The organism is Streptomyces broussonetiae (assembly GCF_009796285.1).
Lineage (GTDB): Bacteria > Actinomycetota > Actinomycetes > Streptomycetales > Streptomycetaceae > Streptomyces > Streptomyces broussonetiae.
Genome location: NZ_CP047020.1, coordinates 8,375,217 through 8,387,411 on the forward strand (window position 1 = coordinate 8,375,217; position 12,195 = coordinate 8,387,411).

Consider the following 12,195-nt stretch of genomic DNA (forward strand, 5'->3'; position numbering starts at 1 on the left):
GGCAAGTTGAGTGCCCGGCGACGCTTGACGCCGGACACGGCGCAACGGCAGGCTGACGCGGTGTGATCTTCGATGCGAAGCGGGGGAAGGTGCGATGACCGGGCCGGTGCTCGCCGTCGACCAGGGCACGTCCGGCTCCAAGGCCCTCGTGGTCTGCCCGGAGCGCGGTGTCCTCGCCACCGGGTTCGCCGAGGTCCGCCCCCGGTATCTGCCCGGCGGCCTGGTCGAGGTGGACCCCGCCGAGCTGTTCGACTCGGTGGTCGCCGCCGGCCGGCAGGCGCTCGCCGAAGCGGGCGAACCGGTCGTGGCGCTGGGCCTCGCCAACCAGGGCGAGACCGTCCTCGCCTGGGACCCGGCCACCGGCCGCCCCCTCACCGACGCCCTGGTCTGGCAGGACCGGCGCGCCGAGACGGTCTGCGCCGAACTCGCGGAACACGCCGAGGAGCTGCGACTGCTGACCGGCCTGCCCCTCGACCCGTACTTCGCCGCGCCCAAGATGGCCTGGATCCGCCGCCACCTCACCCGCGAGGGCGTCGTCACCACCTCGGACGCCTGGCTGGTCCACCGTCTCACCGGCGCCTACGCCACCGACGCCGCCACCGCCGGCCGCACCCAGCTCCTCGACCTGGACAGCGCCCAGTGGTCGCGGAGGGCGCTGGAACTGTACGGGCTCGGCGACGAACGGCTCCCGCAGCCGGCCGACAACGCCCAGCTCATCGGCACGACGACGGTGTTCGGCCCCGAGATCCCGCTCACCGGCCTGGCCGTCGACCAGCAGGCCGCCCTGCTCGCCCAGCGCGTCACCGGTCCCGGCACCGCCAAGTGCACCTACGGTACGGGCGCGTTCCTGCTCGCGCACACCGGCGAGCAGCCCCGGCGCGGCACCTCGGGCCTGGTCAGCTGCATCGCCTGGCGGCTCGCCGGCACCACCAGCTACTGCCTGGACGGCCAGGTCTACACGGCCGCCTCCGCCGTCCGCTGGCTCAGCGAACTCGGCGTCATCACCGGCGCCGCCGACCTCGACCCGGTGGGCGGCGCCGTCCCCGACAGCGGCGGCGTCACCTTCGTCCCCGCCCTCGCCGGACTCGCCGCCCCCTGGTGGCGTGGCGACCTGCGCGGCTCCCTCACCGGCCTCGGCCTCGACACCACCCCCGGGCACCTCGTGCGCGCCCTGTGCGAGGGCATCGCCGCCCAGGTCGCCGAACTCGCCGACGCCGCCGCGGGAGACCTCGGCGCCGGCCTGGACCGCCTGCGCGTCGACGGCGGCCTGACCCGTTCCGCGCTCCTCATGCAGACCCAGGCCGACCTGCTGCAACGCCCCGTCGAAGTCTCCGCGCTGCCTGACGCCACCGCCCTCGGTGCCGCCACGCTCGCCCGCCTGGGTGCGGACCGTACGCTGGGCGTCGACCAGGCCCTGCCCGACGGAAAGCCCGCCGCCGTGTACGAACCCCGCATCACCGCCGACCAGGCCGCCGAGCGTCGCACCGGCTTCCGCGCCGCCGTCCGGACCCTGCTCGCCTCATGACCGTCACCGCACAGGGCCCGCTGCCCACCGGCAGCTACGACGTGGCGGTCGTCGGTGCCGGCGTGGTCGGCTGCGCCGTCGCCCGCGAACTGGCCCGCCACCCCCGGCTGCGGATCGCCCTGGTCGAGGCCCAGGACGACGTCGGCCAGGGCACCTCCAAGGCCAACACCGCGATCCTGCACACCGGTTTCGACGCGGCCCCCGGCACCCTGGAGGCCCGCCTGGTCCATGAGGGCTACGAACGGCTGGGCGCCTACGCGGCCGAGACCGGCATTCCCGTCGAACGCGTCGGCGCCCTGCTGGTCGCCTGGGACGCGGAGCAACTGGCCGCCCTGCCCGAGCTGGCACAGAAGGCCGAGCGCAACGGCTGCCACGACACGAGCCTGCTGGGCCCCGACGAGCTGTACGCCCGTGAACCGCGCCTCGGCCCCGGAGCGCTCGGCGCCCTGCACGTCCCCGGCGAGAGCATCATCTGTCCCTGGACGACGACCCTGGCGTACGCCACCCAGGCGGTCCGCGCCGGAGTCGACCTGCATCTCAACGCCAAGGTGGAGCGGGCACACCGGGGCACCGGCGAAGACCACCTGCTGCAGACGACCCGAGGCGTCCTGTCCGCCCGCCGCCTGGTCAACGCGGCCGGACTGCACGCCGACACCCTCGACCGGCTGCTCGGCCACGAGGACTTCACCGTCACCCCGCGCCGCGGTCAGCTCCTGGTGTACGACAAGCTCGCCCGCCCGCTCGTCCGGCACATCCTCCTGCCCGTCCCGACCGCACTCGGCAAGGGCGTCCTGGTCGCGCCCACCGTGTACGGCAACGTCCTGCTCGGCCCCACCGCCGAGGACCTGGACGACAAACGGGCCACCGGCTCCACCGCCGACGGCCTGGCCGGCCTCAGGGACAAGGGCCGCCGTGTCCTGCCCGACCTCGTCGACGAGGAGGTCACCGCCGTCTACGCCGGACTGCGCGCGGCCACCGGACAGGAGGACTACCGCATCGCCGTCCACCCCGAGCAGGGGTACGTCACCGTCGGCGGCATCCGCTCCACCGGCCTGACCGCGTCCCTGGCGATCGCCGCCCATGTCACCGGCCTGCTGCAGGACACCGGACTGGACCTGGGCCCGGTGCGCGAGCCGCAGCCGCTGACCATGCCCAACCTCGGCGAGGCCTTCCCACGCCCCTACCAGCGGCCCGAACTCATCGCCGCGGACCCCGAGTACGGCACCCTGGTCTGTCACTGCGAGCGCGTCTCCCGAGGCGAGATCCGCGACGCCCTGGCCGGACCGGTCCCACCGCGCAGCCTCGAGGGCCTGCGCCGCCGCACCCGGGCCCGGGCGGGCCGCTGTCAGGGGTTCTACTGCGGCGCGGCGGTACGGGAGTTGTTCGAGTCGGCGCAGAATGAGGGGATTCGGACATGACGGCCCGGCGAAGCGCACCGAGCGCCGGCGGGGCACACGGCACCCCGGGTCCGTTCGCCCGCGAGGTCGACGTGCTCGTCGTCGGCGCGGGGCCCGCGGGCCTGGTCGCCGCCGCCCGCCTGGCCGCGTCCGGAGCCGGCCGGATCGAGGTGCTCGAGCGTGAGCGGGAGGCCGGGGGAGTGCCCCGGCACTGCGCCCACGGCGGCTTCGGCACCCGTACGCACCCGCTGACCGGCCCCGAGTACGCCCGCCTGCTCGCGGAGGCGGCCGGACGGGCGGGCGCCGTGCTCCGGACCGGGGTGACCGCTCTGGACTGGGGGACCGCCCCGGGCGCGGCAGGGGCACAGGGGTCCGGGACCGGGGCGGACACCGGTGCGCAGCACGGCCCGGTGCTCCCGGGCGTGGTGCTGAACGCGGTCGGTCCCGGCGGACCCGAGACCATCGGGGCGCGGGCCGTCGTCCTCGCCACCGGCGCCCGGGAACGCCCGCGTACGGCCCGGCTGGTGCCGGGCACCCGTCCCGCCGGTGTCTACACCACCGGTGAACTCCAGCAGGCCGTCCACCTGTTCGGGCAGCGCATCGGCACCCGCGCGGTCGTGGTCGGCGCCGAGCACGTCTCCTACGCGGCGGCCGACACGTTGCGCGCGGCCGGCGCCGAGATCGTCGCACTGGTCACGGAGCAGCTTCGCGCCCAAGTGCCCGTCACCCGGGCGCAGTCGGCCCGCCTGCGACACCGGATCCCGTTGCTGACGCAGACCACGGTCGCCGAACTCCTCGGTCACGGACGTCTGTCCGGCGTCCGCGTCCGCCACCGCGACGGCCGGACGGCCGTACTGTCCTGCGACACCGTCGTGTTCACCGGCGATTTCATCCCGGACCACGAACTGGCCCGCCGCGGTTCTCTCGCCCTGGACCCCGGCACCCGCGGCCCCGCCGTCGACGGCTTTCTGCACACCTCACGCTTTGGCGTCTTCGCCGCCGGGAACGTCCTGCACGCCGTCGAACCCGCGGACGCGGCGGCCCGCGAGGGCGCCCGGGCGGCCCGGGCCGTGCTCGGCTTCCTGGCGGGCGCCGCCTGGCCCGGCCCCGGGGTGCCGCTCGCCGTCGAGGCGCCGCTGCGCTGGATCGCCCCGAACCGCATCACGCCGGCGGCCCGCCCCGAGCGCTACGTCCTGCGCACCGCGGCCCCGCTGCGCCGGCCCGTCCTGTACGTACACCAGGACGGCAGGCTGCTGCACCACGAGCGGCCCGTCCCCGCCGCCGCCCTGCCCCACCGCACCCTGACCCTCACGGCCCGCTGGCACCACCGCGTCGACGCCACAGGCGGCGAGGTACGGGTGAGCGTGCGCTGACCGGAGTGCGTGCGGGCCTGGGAGCAGCCCGCTCAGATTCCGTTGAACGAGCCGTGCCGCCCGGCGCCCGAGGAGAACCGGGCTGCGCCTTCCGCGCTCTGTGTCAACACACCCATCCCGTGCCGGAGTTCGGTGCGCAGTGCCGTCTCCTCGTCCAGTCCCTCCTGGTCGAGGACCGACGCGCGGTCGCTGCGCAGACAGGCCTGCGGGAAGCGGGCGATGCCGGCCGCGAGCGCCTCGGCCTCGGCGCGGGCGGATCCCGTGGGCACCAGGCGGTTGGCGAGCCCGATCTCGCAGGCCTCCCTGGCCGGGACCGGGCGGCCGGTCAGGATCATGTCCATGGCCCGGCCGGTGCCGATCAGCCGGGGCAGCCGCACCGTGCCACCGTCGATGAGCGGTACGCCCCAGCGGCGGCAGAACACGCCGAAGACGGCGTCCTCCTCCGCGATCCGCAGATCGCACCACAGGGCGAGTTCGAGGCCGCCCGCGACCGCGTGCCCGGCCACCGCCGCGATCACCGGCTTGGACAGCCGCATCCGGGTCGGTCCCATCGGGCCGTCGCCGTCCTCGGCCACGCGGTTGCCGCGCTCGGTGCCGATCGCCTTCAGGTCCGCCCCCGCGCAGAACGTGCCGCCCTCGCCCCACAGGACCGCCACCCGGGCGCTGTCGTCGGCCTCGAACTCCCGGAAGGCATCGGTGAGTTCAGCGGCCGTGGGCCCGTCGACCGCGTTGCGGGCCTCGGGCCGGGACAGGACGACGGTGGTGACGTACTCCTTGCGCTCGACGCGGACCGGCACGGGGGACCCTCCTCAGGGTGACTGCGCTGCGGAGGGCCACTCTGCCTCAGATGACCTTCAGGCGCACCAGCGCCCCCAGCGTCAGCGCGCCCGGCACCAGTGGCACCCACACGGTGATGATGCGGTAGGCGAGCACCACCGCCGTGGCCACCGCCACCGGGCCGCCCGCCGCCACCAGCGCCACGATCAGCGCCGCCTCGACCGAACCGATTCCGCCCGGCGTGGGCACCAGCGCCACCGCCACCGTCGCGGCCAGGTACGCCAGCGCCATGTGCGCCGGCGGCACCGGCAGTTCCAGCGCCTGCCCCACCGCCACCAGGCCGGCGGCCTGCAGCGCCGGGAAGGCGAACGAGCCGCCCCACAGCGCGAGCGCCCTGGCCGGACGCGTGTGCACCGAACGGGCCTCGCCCAGGGCGGTGCGCACGAAGCGGAGCACGGGCGCGCGCAGGGGGCGTACGAGGGCCAGCGCGGCCACCGCCACCGCCACTACCGTGCCCGCGACGGCCAGCAGCGGGCCCACGGCCCCGTGGGGGAGCAGGGGGCCGATGTGCAGCGCGTCGGGGAAGGCGAGCAGCAGCGCGGCCAGCAGGCTCAGCCGGCCGACCGACTCGGCGAGCAGGTAGAGCGCGAGCGCGGCGGAGGAGCGCGCGAGCGGCACCCCGCACACGGTCATGAACCGCAGATTGACCGCGCCCGAGCCGAGCCCGGTCGGCAGCAGATGGTTGGCCGAGCCTGCCGCGAACTGCGTGGCCAGCAGTCGCCACCGGGGCAGTGGCTGGATCACCGCGCCCTGCCGGGTGATGGCCGCGGCCACCCAGGTCAGGCAGGTGGCTCCGGCCGCCGCCAGCAGCCAGGGCCACGAGGCGGTCCGCAGCTGGCCGAAGCCGTCGAGGAGCACGGACCGGTTGCGCACCGCGAGGATCGCGACGAGCACGAGCGGCAGCAGGCACAGCAGCTGCCGCACGGGGAGGTGCCGGGCGAGCCGGTGAAGGCGTCCATGGCCCAGGTCGGGGAGGTGTAGTGCTCTCACACCTCGAGAGGTTTTCCGCGCCGTCTCAACGGCAGGTGGCGGATTCGCGGACGCCGGCTTACGGGCCGGCGGCTTGCAGGCTGTGGTCATCGGGGCCTTCGGGGAGAGGGACGCGGGCAGGGGCCGCGGTGGTTGTCCCGGTGGGGGTGAAAAGAAGCGGACATTGACCTCAACGAAGCTTGAGGTTCTACGTTCTTGTGCATGAGCATGGAGACCACCGCATGGACGCAGTTGCACAGCGTGATGAACGCGCAGGCCGACCGCCGTCCCCTCGCCCGCGCCACGCTGCGCCGTATCGCCGCCTTCGCCCGTCCGCACCGCGCGGGCATCGTCCGGTTCGTACTGTTCGGGGTGGTGACCGCGCTGCTCGCCGTCGCGACCCCCGTGCTCGCCGGCCGCGTCGTCGACGCGATCGTGGCGGGGCACGACTCCGGCAGGGTCGTGCGGCTCTCGCTGCTGATCGCGCTCGTCGCCCTCGGTGAGGCAGGGCTCGGCATCCTCGGCCGCCGGTTGTCGTCGACGCTCGGGGAGGGACTCATCCTCGACCTCAGGACGGCTGTGTTCGATCATGTGCAGCGCATGCCCGTCGCGTTCTTCACACGGACTCGTACGGGCGCGCTGGTCAGCCGTCTCAACAACGACGTGATCGGCGCCCAGCGGGCGTTCGCCAACACCCTGTCGGGCGTGGTGAGCAACCTGGTCACGCTGGTGCTCACGCTGGCCGTGATGCTGACCCTGTCCTGGCAGATCACCCTGCTCGCGCTGGTCCTGCTGCCGGTGTTCGTGCTGCCGGCCCGCCGCATGGGCAGCCGGATGGCCCGGATGCAGCGGGAGGCGGCGGCGCTGAACGCGGCCATGGGCACCCGGATGACCGAGCGGTTCTCCGCGCCCGGCGCCACCCTGGTCAAGCTGTTCGGCCGCCCCGAGGAGGAGTCGGCGGAGTTCGCGGCCCGCGCCGCCCGGGTGCGCGACATCGGCGTGCGCACGGCGACCGCGCAGTCCGTGTTCATCACCTCTCTCACCCTGGTCTCCGCGCTCGCGCTCGCCCTCGTCTACGGCCTCGGCGGCTGGTTCGCGCTGCACGGCACCCTCCAGGCGGGCGCGGTCGTCTCCCTCTCGCTGCTGCTGACCCGGCTGTACGCCCCGCTCACCGCGCTCGCCGGGGCCCGGGTGGAGGTGATGAGCGCCCTCGTCAGCTTCGAGCGGGTCTTCGAGGTGCTGGACCTCAAGCCGCTCATCGAGGAGAAGCCGGACGCCGTGGACGTCCCCGAGGGTCCGGTCGCCGTCGAGTTCGAGGACGTCCGCTTCGCCTACCCCTCTGCCGACCAGGTCTCCCTCGCCTCCCTGGAGGAGGTCGCCGCCCTCGACACCCGCGGGGGCTCCGAGGTCCTGCACGGCATCTCCTTCCGCGCCGAACCCGGGCAGACGGTCGCCCTCGTCGGCTCCTCCGGCGCCGGCAAGTCCACCATCGCCCAGCTGCTGCCGCGGCTGTACGACGTCGACGCGGGCGCCGTCCGGGTCGGCGGCACCGATGTGCGCGACCTGACCGCCGCCGCCCTGCGGGCCACCCTCGGCATGGTCACCCAGGACGGCCACCTCTTCCACGACACCGTCCGCGCCAACCTGCTGCTGGCCCGCCCGGACGCCACCGACGAGGACCTGTGGGACGCCCTCGGCCGGGCCCGCCTGGCAGAGGTCGTACGGTCCCTGCCGGACGGCCTGGAGACGGTCGTCGGTGAGCGCGGCTACCGGCTCTCCGGCGGTGAACGCCAGCGCATGACGATCGCCCGGCTGCTGCTGGCCCGCCAGCGCGTGGTGATCCTGGACGAGGCCACCGCCCATCTGGACAACACCTCCGAGGCGGCCGTGCAGGAGGCGCTCACCGAGGCGCTGGAGGGCCGTACCGCCGTGGTCATCGCCCACCGGCTGTCCACGGTCCGGGCCGCCGACCAGATCCTGGTCGTGGAGTCCGGGCGGATCGTGGAACGGGGCACGCACGAGGAGCTGTTGGCGGCGGACGGGCGGTATGCCGAGCTGTACCGGACGCAGTTCGCCACCGCCGTGTGAGCCGTCGCGCAGGTACGCCGCAGGGGTGCGGGCCGTTGCCGACCGCCGGTTTGTCGGGGTTGGTTATGCGGCGCCCGCGCCCCTTGGGGGGCGTTGCTGTCCCACCTCTTGACGCCGCTGGTCCGGACCTTTAGTTTCACGCCTTAAACAAAGCCTGCGGACACCCCAATTCCCGCTCCACCACGGGGTGTTGGCTTGCCCCCCCACACGAAAGGCCGCCCGCACATGGCCAGACCTCTTCCCGCAGCAGTCGCCCTCGGCGTCGTCGCGCTCTCGGCCGGGCTGCTCACCGCTTCCCCCGCCCAGGCCGCCACCGGCGCCATCACCGGCCTCGCCGGCAAATGCCTTGACGTCGCCGGGGCCAACTCCGCCGACGGCACACCCGTCCAGCTCTACGACTGCAACGGCACGAACGCCCAGCAGTGGACCGTCGGCAGCGACGGCACGATCCGCGCCCTCGGCAAGTGCCTCGATGTGACCGGCAACTCGACCGCCGACGGCGCCACGGCCCAGCTGTGGTCCTGTACCGGCGGAGCGAACCAGAAGTGGACCGTCACCGCCGCCCACGACATCGTCAACCCGCAGGCGAACAAGTGCCTGGACGTCACCGGCAACAACTCGGCCAACGGCACCCGGGTGCAGATCTGGAGCTGCAGCGGCGGCGCCAACCAGAAGTGGACCGCGCCCGCGGCGGACGGCGGCGGCAACCCGTCCGCGCCGATGGCCGTCGCGCCGTACCTCTACAACGGCTGGGGCAGCCCGCCGGACCCCACCACCATCACCCAGGCCACGGGCGTGAAGTGGTTCACGCTCGCCTTCGTGCTCAGCAACGGCTACTGCGATCCGCAGTGGGACGGCAGCCGCCCGCTGACCGGCGGGGTGGACCAGCAGACGGTCAACACCGTGCGGGCGAACGGCGGTGACGTGATCCCGTCCTTCGGCGGCTACAGCGGCAACAAGCTGGAGAGTTCCTGCTCCAGCGCGGGTGAACTCGCCGCCGCGTACCAGAAGGTGATCAACGCCTACGGCCTGAAGGCGATCGACATCGACATCGAGGCCGACGCGTACAGCAACGCCACCGTGCAGCAGCGGACCGTGGACGCGCTCAAGACGGTGAAGGCGAACAACCCCGGCCTGAAGGTGTACGTCACGATCGGCACCGGGCAGTCCGGCCCCGACACCAGCCTGATCAACCGGGCCGCCTCCTCCGGCCTGACCGCGGACGCCTGGGCCATCATGCCGTTCGACTTCGGGGGCGCCGGACAGAACATGGGCAACCTCACCACGCAGGCCGCCGAGGGCCTCAAGAACGACCTGAAGAACGCCTACGGCTACAGCGACGACCAGGCCTACCGGGACATGGGCATCTCGTCGATGAACGGCATCACCGACAACAACGAGACCGTCACGGTGAACGACTTCCGGACCATCCTGGCCTACGCCCAGCAGCACCACCTGGCCCGGCTCACGTTCTGGTCCGCCAACCGCGACCGGCCGTGCACCGGCGGCCCCGCCGACAGCTGCTCCGGAGTGAGCCAGTCCGACTGGGACTACACCCGCGTCTTCGCCGGCTACACCGGCTGACCTCCCGGCCCCTCATTCCCCGGCCTTCGCCCCGCAGGCCAGTCAAGGAGAACCCCCGTGCCTCCTCTTTCCCGCCGCCGTAGATCCGCGGTGGTCGCCCTCGTCGGCGCAGCGGCCGCCTGTGTGCTCACCGCCGCGCCGACGCCCCTGCTCAAGGCCACGCCCGCGCACGCCGCCACCGCCCTGCCCACCGGATTCGCCACCGTCATCAACGCCGCGAGCGGCAAGTGCCTGGACGCCAAGGCCGCGGCCACCGCCAACGGCACCGCCGTCCAGCAGTACGCGTGCAACGGCACCACGGCCCAGCAGTGGAGCTTCACCGACGCCGGCAACGGCTCCGTGCGGATCAACAACGCGGGCGACACCGGCCAGGTGCTGGACGTCACCAATGTCTCCACCGCCGACAGTGCGCCGATCCAGCTGTGGAGCTACGGCGGCGGCGCCAACCAGCAGTGGCAGGCCGTGGACGACGGCGGCGGCGCCTTCCACTTCGTCAACAGGAACAGCGGCAAGTGCCTGGACGATCCGGGCGCGTCGCTCGCCGACAGCACGCAGTTCCAGCAGTACACGTGCAACGGCACCGCCGCCCAGCGCTTCCAGGTGGTCCCCGTGACCCAGTCGACGAGCAACCCCGACCTGGGTCCGAACGTCGTCGTCTTCGATCCCTCGATGTCGTCGTCCACCATCCAGGGCAGGCTGGACACCCTCTTCAAGCAGCAGGAGACCAACCAGTTCGGCTCCGACCGCTACGCCGTCCTGTTCAAGCCCGGCGCCTACAGCGCGGACGTCAACGTCGGGTTCTACACCCAGGTGCTCGGCCTCGGCCTCAGCCCCGACGCGGTCTCGATCAACGGTGCCGTGCACGCCGAGGCCGACTGGTTCCAGGGCAACGCCACCCAGAACTTCTGGCGCGGCGCCGAGAACCTCTCGGTCAACCCCACCAACGGCAGTGACCGTTGGGCCGTCTCGCAGGCCGCGCCGTACCGCCGGATGCATCTGCGCGGCAATCTCGCCCTGGACGACGGCGGCTGGTCCAGCGGCGGCTACCTCGCCGACAGCAAGGTCGACGGGCAGGTCAACTCCGGTACGCAGCAGCAGTGGATGACCCGCAACGCGCAGCTGGGCAGCTGGACCGGGTCCAACTGGAACATGGTGTTCACCGGCAGCCAGGGCGTGCCGTCCACCAGCTTCCCGAACCCGCCGTACACCACCGTCGCGCAGAGCCCGGTCGTCCGGGAGAAGCCGTTCCTGTACGTCGACGGATCCGGGAACTACCAGGTGTTCGTGCCGTCCACGCGCTCCAACAGCTCGGGTACCAGCTGGGGGAGCGGCAGCCCGTCCGGCATCTCGCTGCCACTGAGCCAGTTCTACGTCGTCAAGCCCGGCGCGAGTGCCGCCCAGATCAACGCGGCCCTCGCCGCGGGCCAGAACCTGCTGGTCACGCCCGGCGTCTACCACCTCGACCAGACCCTGCAGGTGACCCGCCCCGACACGGTCGTCCTCGGCCTCGGGCTCGCCACCTTCGTGCCCGACAACGGCATCACCGCGATGACCGTCGCCGACGTCGACGGCGTGCAGATCGCGGGCCTGCTCTTCGACGCCGGTACCACCAGCTCGAAGACCCTGGTCGAGGTCGGGCCTGCCGGCTCCTCCGCCTCCCATGCGGCCGACCCGACCTCCCTGCACGACGTCTACTTCCGCATCGGCGGCGCCGGCGTCGGCAAGGCGGCCACCAGCCTCGTCGTCAACAGCAAGAACGTCATCGGGGACCACATGTGGCTCTGGCGCGCCGACCACGGCAGCGGCGTCGGCTGGAACAGCAACACCGCCGACACCGGACTCGTGGTCAACGGCGACGACGTGACCATGTACGGGCTGTTCGTCGAGCACTTCCAGAAGGACCAGGTGATCTGGAACGGCAACGGCGGCCGGACCTACTTCTTCCAGAACGAGATGCCGTACGACCCGCCGGACCAGGCGTCCTGGATGAACGGCTCCACCAAGGGCTACGCCGCCTACAAGGTCGCCGACTCCGTCACCAGCCACCAGGCGTACGGTCTCGGCAGCTACTGCTACTTCAGCGCCGACCCGAGCGTGACGGCCGACCACGCCATCGAGGCGCCGAACAACGCGAACGTCCGCTTCACCAGCATGGTGACGGTCTCCCTCGGCGGCACCGGCACCATCAGCCACGTCATCAACGGAACGGGAGGACCCTCGAACTCGTCGTCGAACGTCGCGGACCTGGTCGGCTATCCCTGATGCGGTCCCCCGTCCGGCCTAGTCGGAGCCACTCCGTCGGGCCCCGCCGCGGCACAATCTCCTCATGGAGCCGCATACCGGCAGGGTCCGACGGGGCAGGGGCCGGACCCTCGTGCCCCCGTTCGGCCGGGGAGGTGTGCCGACGCGGCTCCCGCTCGCT

General features: G+C 73.0%; 8 protein-coding genes. 6 read left to right on the plus strand and 2 right to left on the minus strand.

The genetic code is table 11. The features are described from left to right. The first annotated feature begins 94 nt into the window (after positions 1–94). Genes GQF42_RS38270 through GQF42_RS38280 form a run of 3 tightly spaced genes read left to right on the plus strand, consistent with a single transcriptional unit; the run spans position 95 to position 4,295 of the window. Positions 95–1,525 (plus strand): FGGY family carbohydrate kinase, encoded by a 1,431-nt coding sequence (locus GQF42_RS38270; RefSeq protein WP_158927650.1) that lies wholly within the window; start codon positions 95–97, stop codon positions 1,523–1,525. Further along, the gene (locus tag GQF42_RS38275; protein WP_158927652.1) at positions 1,522–2,943 is read left to right on the plus strand and encodes an FAD-dependent oxidoreductase; all 1,422 of its coding nucleotides are present in this window, start codon (positions 1,522–1,524) and stop codon (positions 2,941–2,943) included. The genes GQF42_RS38270 and GQF42_RS38275 overlap by 4 nt, the downstream gene beginning before the upstream one ends. After that, positions 2,940–4,295, plus strand: a complete 1,356-nt coding sequence (locus tag GQF42_RS38280) for an NAD(P)/FAD-dependent oxidoreductase (RefSeq protein WP_158927654.1) — start codon at positions 2,940–2,942, stop codon at positions 4,293–4,295. The genes GQF42_RS38275 and GQF42_RS38280 overlap by 4 nt, the downstream gene beginning before the upstream one ends. 32 nt (positions 4,296–4,327) lie before the next feature. Here GQF42_RS38280 and GQF42_RS38285 read toward each other — a convergent pair whose 3' ends face one another. Together GQF42_RS38285 and GQF42_RS38290 are read right to left on the minus strand one after the other, a co-directional pair. Further along, entirely contained in the window at positions 4,328–5,092 is a 765-nt protein-coding gene (locus GQF42_RS38285) for a crotonase/enoyl-CoA hydratase family protein (RefSeq protein WP_158927656.1), read from the minus strand. 46 nt (positions 5,093–5,138) lie between these two features. Next, complete coding sequence (locus GQF42_RS38290; RefSeq protein ID WP_158931076.1) at positions 5,139–6,056, minus strand: lysylphosphatidylglycerol synthase transmembrane domain-containing protein; 918 nt, start codon at positions 6,054–6,056, stop codon at positions 5,139–5,141. Between the two features lie 273 nt (positions 6,057–6,329). Here GQF42_RS38290 and GQF42_RS38295 point away from each other — a divergent pair, with 273 nt between their 5' ends. From GQF42_RS38295 to GQF42_RS38305, 3 genes are all read left to right on the plus strand, one after another. Beyond that, a complete protein-coding gene (locus tag GQF42_RS38295) occupies positions 6,330–8,189 on the plus strand; it encodes an ABC transporter ATP-binding protein (protein WP_158931078.1) in 1,860 nt (619 codons plus the stop codon). A 225-nt stretch (positions 8,190–8,414) separates the two neighbouring features. Then, a complete protein-coding gene (locus GQF42_RS38300) occupies positions 8,415–9,773 on the plus strand; it encodes a lectin (protein WP_158927658.1) in 1,359 nt (452 codons plus the stop codon). Positions 9,774–9,830: 57 nt separating this feature from the next. Then, complete coding sequence (locus GQF42_RS38305) at positions 9,831–12,035, plus strand: RICIN domain-containing protein (RefSeq protein ID WP_199272942.1); 2,205 nt, start codon at positions 9,831–9,833, stop codon at positions 12,033–12,035. The last annotated feature ends 160 nt before the right edge of the window (positions 12,036–12,195 follow it).